Genomic DNA, 24820 nt, shown 5'->3' with positions numbered 1-24820 from the left:
CGCCCCGGAAAGAAGCCGCACCAGGTCCCGGGTACGCACCGCCCTGATCACCGCAGTACTTGGAGTCACCGCCATGGCAGGCACCCTTCCCGCCACCGGGGCCCCCGCGGCCGCCGCCGCGGACCCGCAGCGCCTCACCGTCGACCTCTCCGCCTCCGAGGGCCCCGTCATGCGGGGCGCCAACGGCGCGCTCTACGGACTCAGCGACGACGGCGTGCCCAGCGACGCCGCCCTCGCCCCGCTGAAGATCACCAGCATCTCGCAGAAGCCGGAGGGCGGCGCCCAGCACCCCAACGGCGACGCGCTCACCGTCTCCCGGTCGTTCTTCCGCAACGGCGGCGGCGAGATCAACGTGATGATGCAGGACATCTACGCCAAGTGGCCCTACGAGGACCTCGGCATCGACGACTACCTCCCCAAGGTCGACAGCATCGTCAAGGAGATCGCGGCCGACCCGAACAGCGACCGCTTCGTCTACGTCCCCTTCAACGAGCCGGACCAGATCTGGTACAAGCTCGACGTCGCCGACCAGGCCCAGTACGAGCGCAACCGCGACCGGTTCTTCCGGGACTGGAAGACGGTGTACGAACGCATCCGCGCCATCGACCCCGACGCGCGGATCGCCGGCCCCAACGAAGCCGCTTACCACACACGCCTGCTGAGGGACTTCCTCGCCTTCGCCCAGCGCGAGGACGTCCTGCCCCAGATCATGACCTGGCACGAACTGAACTCCGGCTCCCTGAGGGACTTCCAGGGCCACTACGACGACTACCGGGCGCTGGAACGGCAGTTGGGCATCGCCCCGCTGAAGATCAACATCGATGAGTACGCCAACCGCCGCGACCTCTCCGTCCCCGGCCAGCTCGTGCAGTGGGTCTCGATGTTCGAGAGGAACAAGGTGTACGCCAACCAGGCGTACTGGGACGCCGCCGGGAACCTGGACGGCAACGTCGTCCGCTCCAACGTCCCCAACGGCGGCTGGTGGTTCTTCCGCTGGTACGCGGGCCTCACCGGTGACACCGTGAAGGTCACCCCGCCGCGGGCGAACACCATCGACACCCTTCAGGGCCTCGCCTCCCTCGACACCTCCCGCCGCCAGGCCCAGGTGCTGCTGGGCGGCTCTGCGGGCGACGCCGACGTCGTGGTCCGCGAGGTCCCCCGCTCCCTCTTCGGCCGTACGGTCACCGCGACCGTCGCCGAGGCCGCCTGGTCCGGCTACGAGGGGCAGCACGCCACGCCGCGCGTCCTGACCCGCACGAAGGCGCGGGTCGCCGCCGACGGCACGGTGACCGTCCCGCTGCGCGGCCTGCACAAGATGTCCGCCTACCGGATCGTCCTCACCCCCGGCGGCGCCGGCACCCCGTCCGCGCCCGCGGTCCCCTGGACCGCCTCCTACGAGGCCGAGGACGCCGCCGTCACCGACGGCAAGGTCTACACCCACGGCACCGTCACCAACGCCAACGGCTACGCCGCCTCCGGCACCAAGGACGTCGGCTCCCTCAACCAGGCCGGCAGCAGGGTCGACTTCACGGTGACCGTCCCCGAGGACGGGCGTTACGACCTGGCGATCCTCTACGGCAACCAGTCCGGCGCCCCCGCCACCCAGAAGCTGTCCGTCGACGGCGGCGACCCGGTCACGGTCACCTACCCCTCCACCGAGAACTGGACCTACCGCGCCAAGAAGGACGTCCGCGTCGACCTGTCCGCCGGCACCCACACCCTGACCCTCGCCAAGGGCGCCGCCGAGGTCACCCTCGACCGGATCGACCTCACCGCCCGCACCGCGGCGCCCGCCGCCTCCTACGAGGCCACGCTCGCCGACATCAGCGGCAAGCCGTCGTTCGACTACTCCTCGTCGGCCGGCGTGGGCACCGGTGCCCTCGTCCTCGGTCCCGGCGACAAGGCGGTCTTCGACGTGTACGCCCCGCGCGACGGCTACTACCGGGTGGTGCCCCGGGCGTCGGCGCCGGTGCGGCTCGCCCTGCACGGGCAGACGGTGGCCGCGGCGCCCGGCCGCCCGCTGAGGCTGTACCTCGTCGCGGGCAACAACCGGATCGAGACGACCGCCAAGCACAGCGCCCTACGCTCCCTCGACGTCTCCGGTGACGGCTCGACCGACGGCGCCCTCTCCTACGGGGCCGCCGAAGCCACCCTCACCGGCGGGGCCGTGCTGGTCGACTCGGCTCACGCCTCCACCGGCGCCTACATCGGCCGGCTCGGCAACAGCGCCGACAGCACCGCCGAGTTCACCGTGCGAGCACCCACCGCCGGCCGCTACGTACTGGTCGTCCACTACGCCCACAACGACCGCCGGGACAACGGTCACGCCTACAACACCGACATCATGTCCCGCACGGCGGACATCACCGTCGGCACCGGGACCCCGAAGAAGGTCACCTTCAAGAACACCTGGAGCTGGGACGACTACTGGACCGTCGGCGTCCCCGTCGACCTGCGGAAGGGCGCCAACAAGGTGACCTTCGGCAACGCGAACGCCTGGGCGCCGAACATCGACCGGATCGAGCTGGGCCGGGTCATCGGCTGAGCCATTTTTTCCGGCTCGTGAATTCTGTGAGAAGTATTGACGCCGGTGGCCGGATCTTTATTATCCACTTGCTCGATACTTCGATCTGCGTTCGAAATGACGAACGCATGCGAGGTCGCGCCGCATCACCCCACGCACAGCCTCCGAGGGGCCGGCAGAGCCGCGCACTCAGAAAAACGAGGTCCCCATGCTCAGACTCAGCTTCAGCCGCAGACGTCCGTCCGCGGTTCTCGCTGCCACGACCGCGACCGTCGTCTCGGCGGCGGCACTGCTGGTCGCCAGCCCGGCCGCCCAGGCGGCCAGCAGCGGCGCCCTGCGCGGCGTCGGCTCCAACCGGTGTCTCGATGTGGCGGGCGCCAGCCAGACCAACGGCACCACCACTCAGATCTATGACTGCTGGGGCGGGGCCAACCAGCAGTGGACGCTGACGGACAGCAACCAGCTGACCGTGTACGGCAACAAGTGCCTGGACGTCCCCGGCCACGCCACCACGGCCGGTACCCGGCCGGTGATCTGGGACTGCAACGGCGGTGCGAACCAGCAGTGGCGGGTGAACACGGACGGCACGGTCGTCGGTGTGGAGTCCGGGCTGTGCCTGAGCGTCGTGGGTGCCGGTACCGCCAACGGCACCGCGGTGGAGATCGCGGCGTGCAACGGCGGCAGCAACCAGAAGTGGTCCGGCCTGACCGCGTCGGGCACCACGTGTTCCCTGCCGTCGACGTACCGGTGGACCTCGACCGGCGCGCTGGCGCAGCCGGCGAACGGGTGGGCCGCGCTGAAGGACTTCACCACCGTGACCTACCAGGGCAAGCACCTGGTCTACGGGACGTACTCCGACGGCAACTGGAAGTCGATGGGCTTCGGCCCCTTCACGAACTGGTCGGACATGGCGACGGCCCCCCAGACCGCCATGAGCCAGGGCGCGGTGGCGCCCACGCTGTTCTACCTCTCGACCAAGAACATCTGGGTGCTGGCCTCCCAGTGGGCCGGCGGCTGGAAGTTCAACTACCGCACGTCGACCGACCCCACCAACCCCAACAGCTGGTCCGCGCCGCAGGCGATGTTCACCGGCGAGCTCCCCAGCTCCGAGAACTCCCCCACCGGCGCGCTCGACCAGACCCTGATCGCCGACGACCAGAACATGTACCTGTTCTTCGCCGGTGACAACGGCAAGATCTACAAGACGAGCATGCCGCTCGCGAACTTCCCGGGCAACTTCGGCTCGTCGTACACGACGGTCATCAGCGACACCGTGGACAAGGTGTTCGAGGCGCCGGAGGTCTACAAGGTCCAGGGCCAGAACCAGTACCTCATGATCGTCGAGGCGCGGGGCGCGAACGGGCGCTACTTCCGCTCGTACACCGCCTCCAGCCTGAACGGTCCGTGGACCGTGCAGGCCGGCACCGAGGCCAACCCCTTCGCGGGCAAGGCCAACAGTGGTGCCACCTGGACCAACGACATCAGCCACGGTGACCTGGTCCGCAACAACCCCGACCAGACCAAGACCATCGACCCCTGCAACCTGCAGTTCCTCTACCAGGGCAGGGGCGCCACCCAGAGCGGCCTCGACTACTCGCTGTGGCCGTACCGGCCGGGTGTCCTCACCCTGCAGCGCTGACCCGCCCGACACGCACCACCCAGAGGAACCCCAGCCGTACGTCGGCTGGGGTTCCTCCCCTTTGGCGGGCACGGGCCCCGGGGGTCATCCCGCCGTTCCGGCGATCTCCTTCGGTGCGGGCTCGGCCCGGTCCGCGCCGTCGCCGTACCGGGAGCGCAGCTCCGACAGGACGCCGAACGCCGCCGCCGTCAGCGGCACCGACAGGAGCATGCCGAGGATGCCGGCGATGGAGGCGCCCGCGGTGAGCGCCAGCAGGATCGCCGCCGGGTGCATCTGCACGGTCCGGCTGTGGATCATCGGCTGGAGCACGTTCCCCTCCAGGATCTGCACCGCGAACACCACACCGACCGCCCACAGCGCCGTCACCAGCCCCCGGTCGGCGAACGCCACCAGGATCGCCACCGCGCCCGACAGGAACGCGCCGAGGTACGGGATGTACGCGCCGACGAACACCAGCGCGCCCAGACCGACGGCACCCGGCACCTGGAGGATCAGCAGACCGATGGCGATGCAGACACCGTCGATGAACGCGATGATCGTCGTGCCCCGCATGAAGCCCTCGATCGCCTGGAACGCGCGCCGGGCCATCACCTCCAGCGTCTCCCCGCGGCCGCGCGGCGCGAGGGAGTGCAGGGACGCGACCGCCTTGTCGGAGTCGCGCAGGAAGAAGAACATCAGCAGCAGCGCCAGGATCGCCATCGCGACGAACGAGCTGACCGCGCTGACCCCGGTGAGCACCCCGGACGCCGCCGTGCCGCCGAACTTCGACAGCAGCTCCCTGGCGTTCTTCGCGAGGTCGTCCAACGACGTCCCGGCCAGCCCGAACTCGTCGCTCAGCGACCGCGCCGCGTCCCGCAGCGAGGAGATGATCTGGTCACCGGTGTCGATCAGCGCCGCGACCACGATGTACGCGGCCCCGCCCATCACCACGACCACGGCCGCGCAGGTCAGCCCGGCGGCGAGGCTCTTGTTGAACCGCATCGCCACCAGCCGCCGGTAGAACGGCCCGAGCAGCGCCGTGCCGAGCAGGGCGAGCAGCACCGGTGTGACCGCCGTCTGGAACGTCACGCAGATCCACACACCCACCGCCACCACGCCGGTGACGAGCAGTGTCAGCGCGCTCCACACCGCCACGTGCCGCGCCGGCCCCGGCAGGAAGCCACCGGAGCCGACCGGCGCCGGCGGGGCGAGCGCCGGCGCCACCTCCACGGGGCCGCCGCCGGTGGTCCGTATCGTCGTCCGCGTCCGGTGCAACGGTCTGCGCGGGGCGCCGCCCCGCCGGCCCTGCCGTCCCCCGCGCGCCCGGCGAGGGTCTCCCGTACGGCTGTTCATGCTTGGTCGTCTCCGCTCACTCAGGGGGTCGCGCACACCCCCTGAAGATCACGGGATGGCCGTGGCGCCATAGCGTAGACCGGCGTCCGAACAGCCGTCGCCCGCCTACTCGGTGACCGGCAGCGACGCCCCGTCCCGCAGGAACAGCGGGATGCGGTCCAGCGGCGCGTCCACCGTGACGGACGCGCCGCCGTCGTACGTCTCCCCGGTCCACGCGTCGGTCCATCGGGCGCCCACCGGGAGATAGGTCGTCCACGTCGTCGCGCCCGCCTCCAGCACCGGCGCCACCAGCACGTCCGGACCGAACAGGTACGCGTCGTCGACCGTCCAGGCCCGCTCGTCCCCGGGGAACTCCAGGAACAGCGGGCGCATGACGGGCAGCCCCTGCTCGTGGGCCTCGCGCATGACCCGCAGGACGTACGGCTTGATGCGCTCGCGCAGCCGCAGGTACCGCTCCAGGATCGCGCCGGCCTCCTCGCCGTACGACCAGACCTCGTTGGGCCCGCCGGTCATGGCCGGTCCCAGCGGCATACCGGGCTCACGGAAGCCGTGCAGCCGCATCAGCGGGGAGAACGCGCCGAACTGGAACCAGCGGACCATCACCTCGCGGTACGCCGGGTCGTCCGGGTCGCCCCCGTGGAAGCCGCCGATGTCGGTGTTCCACCAGGGGATGCCCGACAGCGCGGTGTTGAGGCCCGCCGCGATCTGCCGCCGCAGGGTCGGGAAGTCGGTGCCGATGTCACCGGACCACAGGGCGGCCCCGTACCGCTGACTCCCCGCCCACGCCGAGCGGTTGAGGGAGACGATCTCGTCCTCGCCGGCCGCCTTCAGGCCCTCGTAGAAGGTGCGGGCGTTCTCCGCCGGGTAGATGTTGCCGACCTCCAGGCCGGGGCCCGCCCAGTACCGCAGGTTCTCCTGGAAGCCCGGCTTCAGCTCCGGCTCGCAGGCGTCCAGCCAGAACGCCGTGATGCCGTACGGCTCCAGGTAGTTCTCCTTCACCCGCGCCCACACGAACTCCCGTGCCTCCGGGTTCGTCGCGTCGTAGAACGCCACCTGGACCGTGGAGGCGACCTCCTTGTCGGGCCAGTCGGCGTGGGCCGTCGGACCGTACTGCGTGCCGATGAAGTAGCCGCGCTGGTCCATCACCGGGTGGTTCTCCGACAGCGGCGACACCGACGGCCACACCGACACCACCAACTTGATGCCCATCCCGGCCAGTTCCTCCACCAGCGCCGCCGGATCGGGCCACTCGCTCGGGTCGAACTTCCACTCGCCGAGATGCGTCCAGTGGAAGAAGTCGCACACGATCACATCGATCGGCAGGCCCCTGCGCTTGTACTCCCGTGCCACGGCGAGGAGTTCGTCCTGGGTGCGGTAGCGCAGCTTGCACTGCCAGAACCCGGACGCCCACTCCGGCAGCATCGGCGTACGGCCCGTCACCGCGCTGTAGCGGCGCTGCGCGTCGGCCGGTTCGCCCGCGGTGATCCAGTAGTCGATCTGCCGGGCCGAGTCCGCGACCCAGCGCGTCCCGTTGCCCGCCAGCTCGACCCGGCCGATCGCCGGGTTGTTCCACAGCAGGGTGTAGCCGCGGCTGGAGGTCAGCACCGGGATGCCCACCTCGGCGTTGCGCTGCACCAGGTCGAGGACCAGCCCCTTCTGGTCAAGCCGCCCGTGCTGGTGCTGGCCGAGGCCGTACAGCTTCTCGTCGTCGTACGCGGCGAAACGCTGCTCCAGCCGGTGGTGGCCGTTGCCGACCGCCGTGTACAGCCGCGGGCCCGGCCACCAGAAGTGGGCGCGCTCCTCGGACAGCAGCTCGTGGCCGTCGGCGGTGCGGGTGAAGCGGACCAGGCCCTCGGCGCTGACCTCGGCGGTGAGCGCGCCGACCGTCAGCCGGCCCCGCCCCTCCTCGATCTTGACGCTGCTCTCGGTGCTCTCCGCCTCGTCGAGCAGGGCGCCCGGCAGCCCGTCGAGGAGGGGGCCGCCCAGCCGGGCACGGACCCGGACCGCGTCGGGCCCCCAGGGCTCGATCCGCAGGGTCTCCTGGCGTCCGCTCCACTCGAGGGCGCCGTCCCGCTCGCGGAACGTGCCGACGGTGGGGGAGGACTGGGCGAGGCTGACCGCGCCCGTCGGGTTCTGGTTCTCGTTCTCGGCAGACTCGTTCACGAGACGGCTCCTGAAGGAAGGAGGGGCGGCCCCCCGGCGCGACTGCGACTGCCGGGGGACTGGGAGGAGGGGACGGGGGCGCTGGGCGCGCTGCGGGGGCCGGGCGGTAAAGGCGTGCGGAGCCGGGCGAGACGGCGGGCGGGGGCCGGGCGGTAGCGGAGTGCGGAGACCGGTCCGAAACGGCGTGCGGAGGCCGGGCTGTGGCGGAGTGCGCTGGCCGCACGGTGTCCCCGGATGGCCTACGGGAGCCGGTTGCACCGCTCCGCCCCGCCCCACCCCGGTGTCAGCCGCCGCCGGTCAGCGGTCCCGTGCTGGCGCGGACCGTCAGCTCGGGGGCGAGCAGCACCACTTCGTCCGTCTCCCGCCCGTCGAGCTTGGCGACGAGCTGTTCCACGGCCCGTCGGCCCATTTCCTGGGCGGGGATGGCGACCGAGGTCAGCCGTACCGACGCCTGCAGCGCGACCTGCTCGGGACAGACGGCGATCACCGAGACGTCCTCGGGCACCGCCCGGCCCTGCTGGCGCAGCAGCGCGAGCAGCGGCTCGACCGCGGACTCGTTCTGCACGACGAACCCCGTGGTGCCCGGCCGTTCGTCGAAGATCCGGGCCAGCGTCGCGGCCATCGCGTCGTAGCCGCCCTCGCAGGGCCGGTGCAGCACCCGCAGCTCCAGCTCCCGTGCCCGGGACCGCAGCCCGTCGAGGGTGCGCTCGGCGAAACCGGTGTGCCGCTCGTACACCGCGGGGGCCTCGCCGATGACGGCGATCTCGCGATGGCCCAGCGTCGCCAGGTGCTCCACGCACAGCGCGCCCGTCGCCGCGAAGTCGAGGTCGACGCAGGTCAGCCCACTGGTGTCGGCCGGCAGCCCGATCAGCACGGACGGCTGGTCGGTGTCGCGCAGCAGCGGCAGGCGCTCGTCGTCCAGCTCGACGTCCATCAGGATCATCGCGTCGGCGAGCCCGCTGCCGGTGACCCGGCGGACCGCGTCGGGACCCTCCTCGCCGGTGAGCAGCAGCACGTCGTAGCCGTGGGTACGGGCCGTCGTCGCCACCGCGATGGCGATCTCCATCATCACGGGGACGTACATGTCCGTCCGCAGCGGGACCATCAGCGCGATGATGTTGGACCTGTTGCTCGCCAGGGCGCGGGCCCCGGCGTTGGGGTGGTAGCCCAGCTCCCGGATGCTCCGTTCGACCCGTTGGCGGGTGCCGGTGGAGATGGACCGCTTGCCGCTGAGGACATAGCTCACCGTGCTCGCCGAGACTCCGGCGTGCTGGGCGACCTCGGCGAGGGTGACCATCCAGCTCTCCAAGCGTGTTTAAGCGCTTCGACGGCGCGTTCGTTCCGTACGGGGCGGTGTGAGGGTGACTCGACAGTAGCCGGGCGGTGGATGCGTGTCCATAGCCTGTCGAAGCGCTTCGATACGAGCTGGGTACCTCAGGAATGGGGGAGGATGCCGTACGACTGGGTGCGGGCTCCCGGGGGCTTGTCCCGCGGTTCCCCGCGTCCCCCGTTCGCGCGCCCTCCGCTTCGAGAGGCGCCGTGCCCCTCAGCTTAGAACCCGGGGACGGCTTTCGGCCGTCGGTGGCGGGGAACGGCCGGTCCGGTGGCGGAGCGGTGGTCGGCCACCATCGGCTGAACGCGGACGCGAGGGGTGGCGGGGGCCGTCCGGATCGGGTACCAACGATCGGGTAGCACCCATCGGTAACCAATCAGGTACTCATCCGGTACAAGATCCCGATTCGCGGCGAGGTGAGCCTCATGTCCGCACCACCCCTCAAGAAACCCGTCGTCACCGAACGTGAGGCCCGCCAGGTGGCGGAGGCAGCCCGCGAACGGGACTGGCGCAAGCCCAGCTTCGCCAAGGAACTGTTCCTGGGCCGGTTCCGCCTCGACCTCATCCACCCCCACCCGCTGCCCACCGACGAGGCCGTCCGGCGCGGTGAGCAGTTCCTGGCCAAGCTCCGCGCGTTCTGCGAGACGAAGGTCGACGGCGCCCTCATCGAGCGCGAGGCCCGGATCCCCGACGAGGTGATCAACGGCCTCAAGGAGCTCGGCGCCCTCGGCATGAAGATCGACCCCAAGTACGGCGGCCTCGGCCTCACCCAGGTGTACTACAACAAGGCGCTGGCCCTGGTCGGCTCGGCCAGCCCGGCGATCGGCGTGCTGCTCTCCGCGCATCAGTCGATCGGCGTACCGCAGCCGCTGAAACTGTTCGGCACCCCCGAGCAGAAGCAGAAGTTCCTGCCGCGCTGCGCCCGCACCGACATCAGCGCCTTCCTCCTCACCGAGCCCGACGTCGGCTCGGACCCGGCTCGCCTGGCGACGACCGCGGTGCCCGACGGGGACGACTACGTCCTCGACGGCGTGAAGCTCTGGACGACGAACGGCGTGGTCGCCGACCTCCTCGTCGTCATGGCGCGGGTGCCGAAGTCCGACGGCCACAAGGGCGGCATCACCGCCTTCGTCGTGGAGACGGACTCGCCCGGCGTCACCGTCGAGAACCGCAACGCCTTCATGGGGCTGCGCGGCATCGAGAACGGCGTCACCCGCTTCCACCAGGTCCGGGTCCCGGCGGCCAACCGCATCGGCCCCGAGGGCGCCGGGCTGAAGATCGCGCTGACCACCCTCAACACCGGCCGCCTCTCGCTGCCCGCGTCCTGTGTGGCCGCCGGCAAGTGGTGTCTGAAGATCGCCCGCGAGTGGTCGGCGGCCCGCGAGCAGTGGGGCAAGCCGATCGCCCACCACGAGGCCGTGGGCGCCAAGATCAGCTTCATCGCGGCCACCACCTTCGCCCTGGAGGCGGTGCTCGACCTCTCCTCGCAGATGGCCGACGAGGACCGCAACGACATCCGGATCGAGGGCGCCCTCGCCAAGCTCTTCGCCTCCGAGATGGGCTGGCGCATCGCCGACGAGCTGGTCCAGATCCGCGGCGGCCGGGGCTTCGAGACCGCCGACTCCCTGAAGGCGCGCGGCGAGCGTGCCGTGCCGGCCGAGCAGATGCTGCGCGACCTGCGGATCAACCGCATCTTCGAGGGCTCCACGGAGATCATGCACCTGCTGATCGCCCGCGAGGCCGTCGACGCCCACCTCACCGTGGCCGGCGACCTCATCGACCCCGAGAAGTCCCTCTCCGACAAGGCGAGGGCCGGGGCGAACGCGGGCGTCTTCTACGCCAAATGGCTGCCCAAACTGGTCGCGGGCACCGGCCAGCTCCCGCGCGCCTACCCGGAGTTCCATCCGGCGGGCCACCCCGACCTCTCGGCCCACCTGCGCTACGTCGAGCGCTCCGCCCGCAAGCTGGCCCGCTCCACCTTCTACGCCATGTCCCGCTGGCAGGGCCGGATGGAGACCAAGCAGGGCTTCCTGGGCCGGATCGTCGACATCGGCGCCGAGCTGTTCGCGATGAGCGCGGCCTGCGTACGCGCCGAACTGCTGCGCACCACGGAGGGTCACGGCCGCGAGGCGTACCAGCTCGCCGACGTCTTCTGCCGGCAGTCCCGCCTCCGCGTCGAGGAACTCTTCGGCCGGTTGTGGAGCAACACCGACGACATCGACCGCAAGGTGGTCAAGGGCGTGCTCGGGGGCGCGTACGAGTGGCTGGAGCACGGGGTGGTCGACCCCTCGGGCGAAGGCCCGTGGATCGCCGACGCGACACCGGGCGCGAGCGAGAAGGAGAACGTGCACCGCCCCATCCGCTGACACCACTCCCGCGGAAACCGCCGTCGCCCGCGGCGCGGATTCCGCCGTCGCCCCGCTCCGCCGCCCGCTGCTTGCCGCGCTCATCGCACGAGCCGACAATCGAAAGGACGGCGGACGGGGCGACAGCGCCGAGGTGATGCTGCGATGTCCGAACTCGGCATGAACTCCCTCACCCAGAGGATCATGCGCGCGGGGGAGGGCCGGATACTGCGCCGGCTGCACCGGATCGCCGAGGAGGTCGCCTCCGTCGAGGAGGACTTCGCGGCCCTCGACGACACCGATCTGCGCGCCCTCACCGACGAGTACCGGCAGCGCCTGGCCGACGGCGAGACCCTCGACGACCTGCTGCCGGAGGCGTTCGCCACCATGCGGGAGGCCGCCCGCCGCACCCTCGGCATGCGGCCCTTCGACGTCCAGGTGATGGGCGGCGCGGCCCTCCACCTCGGCAATATCGCCGAGATGCAGACCGGCGAGGGAAAAACCCTGGTGGCCACCCTGCCCGTCTACCTCAACGCCCTCACCGGGCAAGGCGTCCACGTCGTCACCGTCAACGACTACCTCGCCCGCCGGGACGCCGAGTGGATGGGGAAGGCGTACACGTTCCTCGGGCTGACCGTCGGCGTCGTCCGCTCCGAGTCGACCCCGGACGAACGCCGGGCGGCGTACGCCTGCGACGTCACCTACGGCACGAACACGGAGTTCGGGTTCGACTACCTGCGCGACAACATGGCCTGGTCGCGCTCCGAACTCGTACAGCGCGGCCACCACTTCGCGATCGTCGACGAGGCCGACTCCATCCTCATCGACGAGGCCCGCACCCCGCTGATCATCTCCGGCCCGGCCGACCCGGCGACCCACTGGTACGAGGCGTTCGCGACCCTCGTGGGACCCATGAGGGGCGTCGAGATCCAGGCGGAGCGCTTCACCCGCCCCGCCGACAAGGAACGGTTGGAGCGACTGCGCGCGAGCCACCACTACGAGTACGACCGGCGCAAGCACACCGTCGCGATCCTCGACCCGGGCGTCGAGTACGTCCAGGACCAGCTGGGCATCGACAGCCTCTACGAGTCCGACCACACCCCTCTGATCGGGCACCTCGACAACGCACTGAAGGCGAAGGAGCTGTTCAAGAGGGACCAGCAGTACGTCGTCATCGACGGCGAGGTCCTGATCGTCGACGAGCACACCGGCCGCCTGCTTCCCGGCCGCCGCTACAACGAGGGCCTCCACCAGGCGATCGAGGCCAAGGAGGGCGTGTCGGTCAACGCCGAGAACCAGACCCTCGCCACCATCACCCTGCAGAACTTCTTCCGGCTCTACGACAAGCTCTCCGGGATGACCGGCACGGCGATGACGGAGGCCGCCGAGTTCCACCAGATCTACGACCTGGGCGTCGTCCCCGTCCCCACCAACCGGCCCATGATCCGCGAGGACCGGCCGGACCTGATCTACCGGACCGCCGAGGCCAAGTTCGCGGCGGTCGTCGACGACATCGCCCAGCGGCACGCCCGGGGCCAGCCGGTGCTGGTCGGCACCACCACGGTCGAGGTCTCCGAGGCGCTCTCCGCCCGCCTGAGCGAGCGCCGGGTCCCGCACCAGGTCCTCAACGCCAAGAACCACCGGCGCGAGGCCATGATCGTCGCCCAGGCGGGACGCAAGGGAGCGGTGACGGTCGCCACGAACATGGCGGGCCGGGGCACCGACATCATGCTCGGCGGCAACCCGGAGGCCCTGGCCAGGGCCGTGCTGCCCGACGACGCCGACGAGGAGGAACGCCGGGCGGTCCTCGACCGGATCACCGCGCAGACGGCGGCCGAGCACACCGAGGTCACCGAACTGGGCGGTCTCTACGTCCTCGGCACCGAACGCCACGACGCCCGCCGCATCGACCACCAGCTGCGCGGCCGCTCGGGCCGCCAGGGCGACCCTGGGGAGTCCCGTTTCTACCTCTCCCTCCAGGACGATCTGATGCGGCTGTTCCAGGCCCAGCTCGTGGAGCGCGTCATGGCCGCGACGAACGTGCCCGAGGACGTCCCCATCGAGAACAGGATCGTCACCCGCGCCGTCGCCTCGGCCCAGGCCCAGCTGGAGCGCCAGCACTTCGAGTCCCGCAAGGACGTCCTGAAGTTCGACGAGGTCCTCAACCGCCAGCGCCGGCTGATCTACGACCAGCGCCGCCGCGTCCTGGAGGGCGAGGACCTGCGCGGGCAGATCCTCCACTTCATGGACGACACCGTCGAGGCGTACGTGGCCGCCGAGACGGCCGAGGGCTACCCGGAGGACTGGGACCTGGACGCCCTGTGGCGGGCGCTCGGGCAGCTCTACCCGGTGGGGCCCACGATCGCGGACCTGGAGCGGGAGCACGGCGGCCGCGCCAACCTCACCGCCGGGGACCTGGTGACGGCCCTGACGGACGACATCCGCGCCCACTACGCCGAGCGCGAGGCGGAGCTGGGCGACAAGGCCCTGCGTGAGCTGGAACGCCGGGTGGTGCTGTCCGTCCTCGACCGCACCTGGCGCGAGCACCTCTACGAGATGGACTACCTCCGCGACGGCATCGGCCTGCGCTGGACCCTGGGCCGTGAACCCATCGTGGAGTACGAGCGCGAGGGCTTCGACATGTTCGTCGCCATGACCGACGCGATCAAGGAGGAGTCCGTCGGCTACGTCTTCCACCTCGACCTCGACGCCGCCGCCGAGGGCCTCGCCCCCACCCGGGACGAGGAGGCCCTCCACTTCACGGCCCCGACCGTCGACACGGCGGAGGGTGTGGTGGAGGGCGCCCGGAGGACGTAGCCGTTCAGCGGTGTGTACCGCCGGCGCTCAGCAGTACTTGTCGCTGGGGTCCCGCGTCGTCCACGAGCACGAGTCGACCTTGGTGCCGCTCGCTCTCAGCAGCGTCGCCGTGTCGCTGGTGTTGTTCCAGACGTAGGCCCGGCGGTTCTGGTACTTGGTCGCGCCGGTGTCGGTGCCCGAGCCGGTGCGGACCTTGATGTACTTGCCCGCCCCGATCCTGATGTCCGGGAACACGTACTTGTGGTTGTCGGGGTCCTTCAGCACCCAGCCCTTCAGCGAGACGCTCGACGCGCCGGTGTTCCGGATCTGTACCCACTCGCCGTTGAGGCTGGTGTTGGACCGGGTGTCCGTGCCGGGACTGTCGAAGTACACGCGGTAGATGGACACGCCCCCCGCCGCCTCCGCCGGGCTGCTCAGCACCGTGCCGGTGAGTGCCACCGCTCCGGCGAGCGCGGGCAGGGCGGCGCGTATGCGCTTGCGCATGGATTTCCCCCCAGGGACCTCGTACACGATCGCCGTCGTTCCCCAGCGATCGGCTGATACGACTTTCGGATCAGCTGGGAAGAAGTCATATCACCCTGTCTTCACACCTGCTTCACAAACGGAGAAAACGCATCGCCGACCGCACAGCACCCGAAGTGGGTCAACAGGGGCCGCGCGGTCCTGCCGGACACGGGATGCGGCAACAATGGGGGGATGAGTGACAGTCCCGCCCCTCTCGCCGATCCCCATCTCGTCTTCGACCCCGCCGACGGGGTACGGCACGTGGTGATCCTCGGATCGACCGGCTCGATCGGCACCCAGGCCATCGACCTCGTCCTGCGCAACCCGGACCGCTTCCGGGTCACCGGGCTCTCCGCCGCCGGGGGGAGGGTGGAGCTGCTGGCCGAGCAGGCGCACCGGCTGCGGGTGCGGACCGTCGCCGTCGCCCGCGAGGACACCGTCCCCGCGCTGCGCGAGGCCCTCACCGCCGCGTACGGCACCGGGGAGCCGCTCCCCGAGATCCTCGCGGGCCCCGGCGCCGCCGCCGAACTCGCCGCCTCCGACTGTCACACGGTGCTCAACGGCATCACCGGCTCCATCGGCCTCGCGCCCACCCTCGCCGCCCTGGAGACGGGCCGCACCCTCGCGCTCGCCAACAAGGAGTCGCTGATCGTCGGCGGCCCGCTGGTGAAGGCCGTCGCCAAGCCCGGCCAGATCATCCCGGTCGACTCCGAGCACGCCGCCCTCTTCCAGGCCCTCGCCTGCGGCACCCGCGCCGATGTGCGCAAGCTGGTCGTCACCGCCTCCGGCGGACCGTTCCGGGGCCGCACCAAGGCGGAGCTGGCGGACGTCACCCCCGCCGACGCCCTGGCGCACCCCACCTGGGCCATGGGCCCCGTCATCACGGTCAACTCCGCGACCCTCGTCAACAAGGGCCTGGAAGTCATCGAGGCGCACCTCCTCTACGACATTCCCTTCGATCGCATTGAGGTCGTCGTCCACCCCCAGTCGTATGTCCACTCGATGGTTGAGTTCACGGACGGATCGACAATGGCGCAGGCCACGCCCCCGGACATGCGCGGCCCCATCGCCATCGGCCTCGGCTGGCCCCAGCGCGTCCCCGACGCGGCGCCCGCCTTCGACTGGACCAAGGCGTCCACCTGGGAGTTCCTCCCGCTCGACAACGACGCGTTCCCCTCGGTCGGCCTCGCCCGGCACGTGGGCCGGCTCGCGGGCACGGCCCCGGCGGTGTTCAATGCGGCCAACGAGGAGTGCGTCGACGCGTTCCTGTACGGCGGGCTCCGGTTCGACGCGATCATGGAGACGGTGACCCGGGTCGTCGAGGAGCACGGCACCCCCGCGACGGGAACTTCCCTGACGGTGGCGGACGTCCTCGAAGCGGAGACCTGGGCGCGCGCCCGCGCCCGTGAACTGACAGGATCCCCAGGCAAACCCACCGAGCGGACGACCGCGGAGGCCCGTGCATGACGACCCTGATGTTCATCCTCGGCATAGTGGTCTTCGTGATCGGCCTGGCCTTCTCGATCGCCTGGCACGAGCTGGGCCACTTCTCCACGGCCAAGATGTTCGGCATCCGCGTGCCCCAGTTCATGGTGGGCTTCGGCCCGACCCTCTGGTCCCGCACCAAGGGCGAGACGGAGTACGGCGTCAAGGCGATCCCGCTCGGCGGCTACATCCGCATGATCGGCATGATCCCGCCCGGCGCCGACGGCCGCGTCGAGAGCCGCTCCACCTCCCCGTGGCGCGTGATGATCGAGGACGCCCGCGAGGCGTCCTTCGAGGAGCTGAAGCCCGGCGACGAGGAGCGCCTCTTCTACACGCGCAAGCCGTGGAAGCGCGTCATCGTGATGTTCGCCGGGCCCTTCATGAACCTGGTCCTCGCCGTCGTGATCTTCGTCGGCGTGATGATGACCTTCGGCGCCAAGACCCAGACGACCACGGTCAGCAAGGTCTCCGACTGCGTCATCTCCGCCAGCGAGAACCGCACCAAGTGCAAGGACGGCGACAAGGAGGCCCCCGCCAAGGCCGCCGGCCTCCAGCCCGGCGACAAGATCGTCGCGTTCGACGGCGCCCCCGTCACCGACTGGTCGACCCTCCAGGCCGACATCCGCGACAACCCCGGCAAGAAGGTCACCCTCACCGTCGAGCGCGACGGCAAGCAGGTCGACATCACGCCCACCCTCATCAAGAACGATGTCGCCCAGACCGACGGCCAGGGCGGCTACGTCGAGGACAAGTTCGTCTCCGCCGGCTGGCTCGGCTTCACCCCGGCCGCCGACATCGTCCCGCTCTCCTTCGGGCAGTCCGTGGACCGCATGGGCGACATGATGGAGAACGGCGTCGAGTCCCTCATCTCGCTGCCCGCCAAGATCCCCGCCCTGTGGGACGCCACCTTCGGCGACGGCGAGCGCGCGGCGGACTCGCCCATGGGCGTGGTCGGCGCCGCCCGCGTCGGCGGCGAGATCTTCACCATGGACATCCCCGCCACCCAGCAGCTCGCCAGCTTCCTCATCCTGCTGGCCGGCTTCAACCTCTCCCTCTTCCTGTTCAACATGCTCCCGCTCCTCCCGCTCGACGGCGGGCACATCGCGGGCGCGCTGTGGGAGTCGGTGCGCCGGAACACGGCCAAGGTGCTCCGCCGGCCCGACCCCGGCCCCTTCGACGTGGCGAAGCTGATGCCCGTCGCGTACGTGGTGGCCGGCGTCTTCATCTGCTTCACGCTGCTGGTCCTCATCGCGGACCTCGTGAACCCGGTGCGCATCTCGTAGCCACCCCGCGTTCACGGCGGCCGGGCACCCTCATGGAGCGGTGCCCGGCCGCGGTCGTACCCGGCGGCCCGTCCGGCCGGGCCCGAACTCCACAGCGCGTCTCCCCAACGGGTGGGTTTACGGACGGTGATGTGCTCAGGCCCATGCCCGTGCCGTAATCTCGAAGCCTGGAGCCCGCCTGTTCCGGGACCCGGTCCTGATCCACAACTTGGGGTTGCACAGCAGATGACTGCGATTTCTCTCGGCATGCCGTCCGTTCCGACCAAGCTCGCCGAGCGCCGGAAGAGCCGGCAGATCCAGGTCGGGTCCGTGGCGGTCGGCGGGGACGCACCGGTGTCGGTCCAGTCCATGACGACCACGCGTACGTCCGACATCGGCGCCACGCTCCAGCAGATCGCCGAGCTGACGGCCTCCGGCTGCCAGATCGTCCGGGTCGCCTGCCCGACGCAGGACGACGCCGACGCCCTGCCCGTCATCGCGAAGAAGTCGCAGATCCCGGTCATCGCCGACATCCACTTCCAGCCGAAGTACGTGTTCGCGGCGATCGAGGCCGGCTGCGCCGCCGTCCGCGTCAACCCCGGCAACATCAAGCAGTTCGACGACAAGGTCAAGGAGATCGCCAAGGCGGCGAGCGACCACGGCACCCCGATCCGCATCGGCGTCAACGCCGGTTCCCTCGACCGCCGCCTCCTCCAGAAGTACGGCAAGGCCACCCCCGAGGCCCTGGTCGAGTCCGCCCTGTGGGAGGCGTCCCTCTTCGAGGAGCACGGCTTCCGGGACATCAAGATCTCGGTCAAGCACAACGACCCCGTCGTCATGGTCAACGCCTACCGCCAGCTCGCCGCCCAGTGCGACTACCCGCTCCACCTCGGCGTCACCGAGGCGGGCCCCGCCTTCCAGGGCACGATCAAGTCCGCCGTGGCCTTCGGCGCGCTCCTCTCCGAGGGCATCGGCGACACGATCCGGGTGTCCCTCTCCGCGCCCCCGGTGGAGGAGGTGAAGGTCGGCAACCAGATCCTGGAGTCCCTCAACCTCAAGCAGCGCGGCCTGGAGATCGTCTCCTGCCCCTCCTGCGGTCGCGCCCAGGTCGACGTATACAAGCTCGCCGAGGAGGTCACCGCGGGCCTCACCGGCATGGAGGTCCCCCTCCGCGTCGCCGTCATGGGCTGCGTCGTCAACGGCCCCGGCGAGGCCCGCGAGGCCGACCTCGGCGTCGCCTCCGGCAACGGCAAGGGCCAGATCTTCGTCAAGGGCGAGGTCATCAAGACCGTCCCCGAGTCCAAGATCGTCGAGACCCTCATCGAAGAGGCCATGAAGATCGCCGAGGAGATGGAAAAGGCCGGCATCACCTCGGGCGAGCCGACGGTGGCGGTAGCGGGCTGACGATAGCCCGCGCACCAACCCCTCAAGGGCCGCAGGCCCCTTGAGGGGCGCGGGGAACGGCGCGACAAGCCCTCACGCATCCGCGCCCGCCGAAGCCGAGGCGCTCCCGAGCCGGTGGGTGCCCGGCGGGTGCGCGGGCTGCCGCCCGCGCCTTGAAGGGGTGCGGGGAACGGCGCGACAAGCCCTCACGCATCCGCGCCCGCCGAAGCCGAGGCGCTCCCGAGCCGGTGGGCGCCCGGCGGGTGCGCGGACTGCCGCCCGCGCCTTGAAGGGGTGCGGGGAACGGCGCGCCAAGCCCCAACGCACCCGCGCCCGCCGAAGCCCAGGCATCCCCGAGCCAGTAGGCACCCGGCCCGTGGCGCAGCCACCGGGGCGACCGGCTGCAGCCCCGCAGGGTCCCGTGGCGCAGCCACCGGGGCGACCGGCCACAGCCCCGCAGGGTATCGTGCGGAAATCAGCGCAGACCAAGGGTGAGGCCCCCGCACGTGTTGACCCAGACCACCACCCGGGTCCTCGAACCGAGTGACCTGGACGCCGCACTCGCCGTCCTCGACCGCGAGCCCGTCGCGAACGCCTTCGTGACGTCCCGCGTCCAGGTCGCCGGCCTGGACCCCTGGCGGCTCGGCGGCGAGATGTGGGGCTGGTACGAGGACGGCTCCCTCACCTCCCTCTGCTACGCCGGCGCCAACCTCGTCCCCATCTGCGCCACCCCGCGCGCCGTCCGCGCCTTCGCCGACCGCGCCCGCCGGGCCGGCCGCCGCTGCTCCTCCGTCGTCGGCCCCGCCGAACCCACCGCCCAGCTCTGGCGCCTGCTGGAGCCCAGCTGGGGCCCCGCCCGCGAGGTCCGCGCGCACCAGCCGCTGATGGTGACGGACCGGCTGCCCGACCCCGCCGAGGTCACCCCCGACCCGTACGTCCGCCGGATCCGCAAGGACGAGATGGAAACGATCATGCCGGCGTGCGTGGCGATGTTCACCGAGGAGGTCGGGGTCTCCCCGATGGCCGGGGACGGCGGCCTCCTCTACCAGGCCCGGGTCGCCGAACTCGTCGGCTCCGGCCGCTCCTTCGCCCGCCTCGACGCCGACGGCCGGGTCGTCTTCAAGGCCGAGATCGGCGCCGCCACCCCCCAGGCCTGCCAGATCCAGGGCGTCTGGGTCGCCCCCGAGTACCGCGGCCGGGGCCTGGCCGCCCCCGGCATGGCCGCGGTCCTGCGCTACGCCCTCGCCGACGTGGCCCCGCTGGTCAGCCTCTACGTCAACGACTTCAACACGGCGGCCCGGCGCACCTACCGCAAGGTGGGCTTCCAGGAAGTGGGCGAGTTCATGAGCGTCCTCTTCTGACGAGAACCGGCACGGCCGAGCCGGGGCCGCGGGCAGCGCGCGGCCGGCCACATACGACCGGCACCCCCCAGAGCATGCGAACCCCCCTGTAGCATCCGCAACATGAGCCTCGTCATCGGCCCCCTGGACCTGTCCGCCCACGTGGACGAGGCGCTCGCCGTCCAAGCCGTGGCGTTCGGTCTCGGCCCCGACGAGGTGGCCGTACGCCGCCAGATCGTCCTGCGCCACATGACCTACGCCGGAGCGAGGGCACTCGGCGCCACGGCGGGCGGCCGCCTCGTCGGCTTCGTCTACGGCATGCCCAACGACCGCACCCACTGGTGGTCCACCGTCGTGGAGCCCTACCTCCGCGCCCGGGGCCACGAGGACTGGCTGGACGACTCCTTCGTGATCACCGAACTGCACGTCCACCCCGCCTACCAGAACCGCGGCGTCGGCCGTTCCCTGATCACCACCATCACCGACAGCGCGACCGAGCCCCGCTCGATCCTCTCCGCGATCGACATCGAGAGCCCCGCCCGGGGCCTGTACCGCTCCCTCGGCTACGAGGACCTCGCCCGCCAGGTCCTCTTCCCCAGCGCCCCGAGGCCGTACGCCGTCATGGGCGCCCCCCTGCCCCTGCGCCGCAGGTAGCCGCCCTCCCGTCGCCGCCCTTCGCCGCCGGATTTCCACGGCCCCCCGCCCCCCGGCTAACCTCCTGCCATCAACCGATCCGCAGCAGGAGTACGAGAACCATGGCGAACGCACCGGTCCAGCGCATGTCCCAGTTGATGGCGAAGACGCTGCGCGACGACCCGGCGGACGCCGAGGTACTCAGCCACAAGCTGCTGGTCCGCGCCGGCTACGTCCGCCGCACCGCCGCCGGCGTGTGGACCTGGCTGCCCCTCGGCAAGCGGGTCCTCGCCAACGTGGAGCGGATCGTCCGCGAGGAGATGGACGCGATCGGCGCCCAGGAGGTGCTGCTCCCCGCCCTGCTGCCGAAGGAGCCCTACGAGGCGACCGGCCGCTGGGACGAGTACGGCCCGGAGCTGTTCCGCCTCCAGGACCGCAAGGGCGGCGACTACCTCCTCGGCCCCACCCACGAGGAGATCTTCACGCTGATCGTGAAGGACCAGGCGTCCTCCTACAAGGACCTGCCGGTGATCCTCTACCAGATCCAGACGAAGTTCCGCGACGAGGCCCGCCCCCGCGCCGGCATCCTGCGCGGCCGTGAGTTCCTGATGAAGGACTCCTACTCCTTCGACCTGGAGGACGAGGGCCTCGCCCAGTCGTACGCCCTGCACCGCCAGGCGTACCAGAAGGTGTTCGAGCGCCTGGGCCTCGACTACCGCATCTGCGCCGCCACCGCGGGCGCGATGGGCGGCTCCAAGTCGGAGGAGTTCCTGGCCCCGGCCGGCGCCGGCGAGGACACCTTCGCGGACTGCCCGCACTGCGACTTCGCCGCCAACACCGAGGCGATCACCTACGAGTTGAAGCCGGTGGACGCCGAGGGCGTGCCCGCGGTCGAGGAGATCCCCACCCCCGACACCCCCACGATCGAGACCCTCGCCGCCCACCTCGGCGTCCCGGCCTCCGCCACCCTGAAGAACCTCCTCGTGAAGGTCGACGGCGAGATCGTCGCCATCGGTGTCCCCGGTGACCGCGAGGTCGACCTGGGCAAGGTCGAGGCGCACTTCGCCCCGGCGGCCGTCGAGATGGTCACCGAGGACGACTTCGTGGCCAACCCCGAGCTGGTCCGCGGCTACGTGGGGCCGCAGGGCCTCGGGGAGAAGATCACGTACGTCGCCGACCCGCGGGTGGCGCCCGGCACCTCCTGGATCACCGGCGCCAACAAGGAGGGCACGCACGCGAAGAACGTCGTCGCGGGCCGTGACTTCGAGGTCGGCGCGTACGTCGACGTCGTGGTCGTCCAGGAGGGCGACCCGTGCCCGAAGTGCGGCACCGGCCTGAGGCTGGACCGTGCCATCGAGATCGGCCACATCTTCCAGCTCGGCCGCAAGTACGCCGACGCCCTCAAGCTCGACGTCCTCGGCCAGAACGGCAAGCCCGTCCGCGTCACCATGGGCTCGTACGGCATCGGCGTCTCCCGCGCGGTCGCCGCCCTCGCCGAGCAGACCGCCGACGACAAGGGCCTGTGCTGGCCCGCCGAGGTCGCCCCGGCGGATGTGCACGTCGTCGCGGCGGGCAAGGCCCTGCAGACCGAACTCGCCCTGGACGTCTCGGAGAAGCTGCGGGCCGCCGGTCTGCGCGTCCTCGTCGACGACCGCGCCGGAGTCTCGCCGGGCGTGAAGTTCACCGACTCCGAGCTGATCGGCGTGCCGAAGATCCTGGTCGCGGGCCGCCGCAGCGCCGAGGGCGTCCTGGAGCTGAAGGACCGCCGCACCGGTGAGCGCGAGGAGCTGACGGTCGACGAGGCGATCGCCCGGCTTACCACCGCCTGACCCGGGCTCCGTACGGAGGAGGGGGAGCGTGGGGGCCGTTCGCGCGGCTCCCCGCCCCCCCGAGGGTGACCTCAGAGCCAGCCGGCGAACTCCAGCAGCAGTTCGGCGTCGCGCGGCCGGCCCACCCGCCGGGCCCGCACGCCCGACTCCACGGCCCGGAACAGCGTCCACCCCCGCAGCCGCTCCTGGTCAACGTCCAGCGAGTCGGCCAGCTTCCGCACCCGCCGCCGTGTCGTCGCCGCCCCCGACGGCGAGGCGATCAGGTCCTCCACCCGGTCCCGGACCAGCCGCGCCAGATCGAACGCGCACTCCCCGACCACCGGATCCGGCCCCACCGCCAGCCACGGCAGCCGCTCCCCGGCCAGCACCTTGCTCTGCCGGAACGTCCCGTGCAGCAACCGCTCCTCGGGAGCGGCGGTGAGCAACTCCTCCCGTGCGGCGACAGCGGCCTCGACCAGCGCCCGGACCTCGCCGTCGGTCTCGGCGCTCGCACGCATCGCCTCCGCCTGACGCCCCGTCCGCTCGCCCACGGTCTCGAACACATGGGTCGCGGGCGGCTCGACCCACAGCCGCCGCAGCGTGGCCGCCGCCTCCAGCAGTGCCTTCGCCTCCGGCAGCGACCGCACGGACATGTCCGGACGCAGCCGCTCCAGGAGCAGCACGCCCTCACGGTCGCCGGGGTTCAGCAACTGCACCGCCCCGCGCCCGTCCCAGTGGGCGAGCGCCGCGCGCTCGCTCTCCGGCCGCGCCCGCTCGGGCGCCAGCTTCAGCACGGCGGGGGTGCCGTCGATCTGCCGTACGAGGAGCACCACACTGCTGCGGCCGCCGGGAGCCTGCACCCGCTCGACGGTCAACTCGCGTAGATCAAGGGCCTGTTGGAGGAGACGGGGCAGCTGTGACAGCCACTCCTGGGCGCCGTCGCCGCCGCCCTGCCGGGTCTCGGCGAGCGCTCGCACAAGCCGCTGCGGCGGTTCGAAAGCCTCGAAAGCCTTGCGCGTCATGTGCGAGTCGTTCCCTTCCAGGCCGTGTTCAGGTGCGCGGTGCCGCCGAAGCGGTGGCACCGGCCGCCCGCTCGGCGAGACCAGGGAAGGCTACGCTTCCGCCCCGCCACCTGACCGCCCGCACCGCCGCTTCCCGCAGCGCCTCGGCGGCCGAGGCCCGCCGCTCACCCGTCGCCGCCCGCACCAGGTCGGAGTAGACCCCGGCCACCCGCTCCTCCAGCTCCACGGCGAGCCGGACGGCGGAGTCCGCGTCCGTCACCGGGAAGGGCAGCGCGTACGCGGCGGCCGAGGCGGCGGGCCTGCCGTCGAGGTCCCGAACCGCCCGTGTCAGGAGGTCCCGCCGGGCCCGATGGGCGTCGTACGCCTCCCGTGCCTCGCCCTGCCGCGCGTCACCGATCTTCCCGCCGACGATCCCGTACCCGTACACGGCGGCGTGCTCGGCCCCGAGCGCCGCCTGCATCGCCTTCAGCTCCGCGCCGCTCACTTCGCACCCTCCGTCAACATGTACGCGTGCCCGGCCCCCGCCGCGGCGACCGACGCCATCAGCCGGGCCAGCTCACCCGGCACCTCCAGCAACGCCTTGCCCCGCCGGTCGGCGAGCTTCCGCTCGGCCGAGGCCAGCCCGGCGAGCGCGGCCCTCGGTTCGGCCGGCACGGCCCCGGACCCACCGGACGGCGAGGCGGAGACCGACCCTGACGGGGATACGGACGTCGACGGTGAGGGGGACGCCGACGGTGAGGGGGACGCCGAGGGCTTCGCCGCCCGCTTCCCGCCCCCGAACGCCTCCGCGTGGCGGACGGCCTCCGCCCGCAGCGGCGTCAGCAGCCCGGCCAGGTCGGGATGGGCGGCGATCACGGCGTCGTACCGCTCCACGAGCGCCTCACTGTCCCGCGCCGCCCGGGCCCGCGCCTTCTCCGCCGCCGAGGGCCTCGCGCCGGCGTCGTCCGGCCCCTCACCCCCCGACGAGCACCCCACGAGCAGGCCCAGACCCGCGGCCCCGGCGAGCAAACTCCTTCTGCGCGGCCCCGACTGGGCACGCGACGGCGGGCTGAACGACACAGCAGACGTCCTAGGGGGGTCGTACGAACAAAAGAGCGGTGTGATCACGTTACCCGGCCGCGCCCCGCGCGGGGCGTGCGGAAGCGCCCGACGGGCCGCGGACAACCCGCTCGCGCCAACGGACCACACCCCCCGGGCGCGCGGGCGGACGGCAACACCCCAGCGGAGCGG

General features: G+C 71.4%; 17 protein-coding genes. 10 read left to right on the top strand and 7 right to left on the bottom strand.

Annotated elements, in window-relative coordinates:
• The first annotated feature begins 73 nt into the window (after nt 1–73).
• Entirely contained in the window at nt 74–2545 is a 2472-nt protein-coding gene (locus ACZ4Z2_RS24100) for a CBM35 domain-containing protein (protein ID WP_468078720.1), read from the top strand.
• Nucleotides 2546–2732: 187 nt separating this feature from the next.
• Nucleotides 2733–4163: a non-reducing end alpha-L-arabinofuranosidase family hydrolase gene (locus tag ACZ4Z2_RS24095; RefSeq protein WP_468078719.1), complete on the top strand. Its 1431-nt coding sequence runs from the start codon at nt 2733–2735 to the stop codon at nt 4161–4163.
• 84 nt (nt 4164–4247) lie between these two features.
• On the opposite strand, the gene ACZ4Z2_RS24090 is transcribed toward ACZ4Z2_RS24095, so the two are convergent.
• The 3 genes from ACZ4Z2_RS24090 to ACZ4Z2_RS24080 all read right to left on the bottom strand — a co-directional run bounded on the left by ACZ4Z2_RS24090 (nt 4248) and on the right by ACZ4Z2_RS24080 (nt 8955).
• Nucleotides 4248–5495, bottom strand: a complete 1248-nt coding sequence (locus ACZ4Z2_RS24090; protein ID WP_468078718.1) for an AI-2E family transporter — start codon at nt 5493–5495, stop codon at nt 4248–4250.
• A gap of 105 nt (nt 5496–5600) precedes the next feature.
• Complete coding sequence (locus ACZ4Z2_RS24085) at nt 5601–7658, bottom strand: glycoside hydrolase family 31 protein (protein WP_468078717.1); 2058 nt, start codon at nt 7656–7658, stop codon at nt 5601–5603.
• Nucleotides 7659–7941: 283 nt separating this feature from the next.
• Complete coding sequence (locus ACZ4Z2_RS24080) at nt 7942–8955, bottom strand: LacI family DNA-binding transcriptional regulator (protein ID WP_468078716.1); 1014 nt, start codon at nt 8953–8955, stop codon at nt 7942–7944.
• A gap of 461 nt (nt 8956–9416) precedes the next feature.
• On the opposite strand from ACZ4Z2_RS24080, the gene ACZ4Z2_RS24075 reads away from it, so the two are divergent.
• Both ACZ4Z2_RS24075 and secA read left to right on the top strand, forming a co-directional pair.
• Entirely contained in the window at nt 9417–11357 is a 1941-nt protein-coding gene (locus tag ACZ4Z2_RS24075) for an acyl-CoA dehydrogenase family protein (RefSeq protein WP_468078715.1), read from the top strand.
• A gap of 159 nt (nt 11358–11516) precedes the next feature.
• A complete protein-coding gene (secA, locus tag ACZ4Z2_RS24070; RefSeq protein ID WP_468078811.1) occupies nt 11517–14153 on the top strand; it encodes a preprotein translocase subunit SecA in 2637 nt (878 codons plus the stop codon).
• Between the two features lie 27 nt (nt 14154–14180).
• On the opposite strand, the gene ACZ4Z2_RS24065 is transcribed toward secA, so the two are convergent.
• A complete protein-coding gene (locus ACZ4Z2_RS24065; protein ID WP_468078714.1) occupies nt 14181–14636 on the bottom strand; it encodes a lamin tail domain-containing protein in 456 nt (151 codons plus the stop codon).
• Between the two features lie 213 nt (nt 14637–14849).
• On the opposite strand from ACZ4Z2_RS24065, the gene dxr reads away from it, so the two are divergent.
• The 6 genes from dxr (at nt 14850) to ACZ4Z2_RS24035 (ending at nt 22589) form a co-directional block, all read left to right on the top strand.
• On the top strand, nt 14850–16124 hold the full coding sequence (gene dxr, locus ACZ4Z2_RS24060; RefSeq protein WP_468078713.1) for a 1-deoxy-D-xylulose-5-phosphate reductoisomerase: 1275 nt from the start codon (nt 14850–14852) through the stop codon (nt 16122–16124).
• A complete protein-coding gene (locus ACZ4Z2_RS24055) occupies nt 16121–17425 on the top strand; it encodes a M50 family metallopeptidase (RefSeq protein ID WP_468078712.1) in 1305 nt (434 codons plus the stop codon). The genes dxr and ACZ4Z2_RS24055 overlap by 4 nt, the downstream gene beginning before the upstream one ends.
• Before the next feature lie 225 nt (nt 17426–17650).
• The gene (gene ispG / locus ACZ4Z2_RS24050; protein ID WP_468078711.1) at nt 17651–18808 is read left to right on the top strand and encodes a flavodoxin-dependent (E)-4-hydroxy-3-methylbut-2-enyl-diphosphate synthase; all 1158 of its coding nucleotides are present in this window, start codon (nt 17651–17653) and stop codon (nt 18806–18808) included.
• A 485-nt stretch (nt 18809–19293) separates the two neighbouring features.
• A complete protein-coding gene (locus tag ACZ4Z2_RS24045; RefSeq protein WP_468078710.1) occupies nt 19294–20148 on the top strand; it encodes a GNAT family N-acetyltransferase in 855 nt (284 codons plus the stop codon).
• Nucleotides 20149–20250: 102 nt separating this feature from the next.
• Nucleotides 20251–20781: a GNAT family N-acetyltransferase gene (locus ACZ4Z2_RS24040; RefSeq protein WP_468078709.1), complete on the top strand. Its 531-nt coding sequence runs from the start codon at nt 20251–20253 to the stop codon at nt 20779–20781.
• A 101-nt stretch (nt 20782–20882) separates the two neighbouring features.
• Nucleotides 20883–22589: a proline--tRNA ligase gene (locus tag ACZ4Z2_RS24035; protein ID WP_468078708.1), complete on the top strand. Its 1707-nt coding sequence runs from the start codon at nt 20883–20885 to the stop codon at nt 22587–22589.
• 71 nt (nt 22590–22660) lie between these two features.
• Here the strand turns inward: ACZ4Z2_RS24035 and ACZ4Z2_RS24030 are convergent, their stop codons facing one another.
• The 3 genes from ACZ4Z2_RS24030 to ACZ4Z2_RS24020 are packed head-to-tail and all read right to left on the bottom strand — an operon-like array spanning nt 22661 to nt 24598.
• Nucleotides 22661–23590, bottom strand: coding sequence for an aminoglycoside phosphotransferase family protein (locus ACZ4Z2_RS24030; protein ID WP_468078707.1), 930 nt, complete (start codon nt 23588–23590; stop codon nt 22661–22663).
• Between the two features lie 28 nt (nt 23591–23618).
• Nucleotides 23619–24074 (bottom strand): ferritin-like domain-containing protein, encoded by a 456-nt coding sequence (locus tag ACZ4Z2_RS24025; protein WP_468078706.1) that lies wholly within the window; start codon nt 24072–24074, stop codon nt 23619–23621.
• Nucleotides 24071–24598, bottom strand: a complete 528-nt coding sequence (locus tag ACZ4Z2_RS24020; RefSeq protein WP_468078705.1) for a hypothetical protein — start codon at nt 24596–24598, stop codon at nt 24071–24073. The genes ACZ4Z2_RS24025 and ACZ4Z2_RS24020 overlap by 4 nt, the downstream gene beginning before the upstream one ends.
• Nucleotides 24599–24820 lie beyond the last annotated feature (222 nt).

Source organism: Streptomyces sp. NPDC030183 (assembly GCF_055573455.1).
The sequence above is the reverse complement of the archived record's forward strand: the minus strand, read 5'-3'. Positions and strand labels throughout refer to the sequence as shown.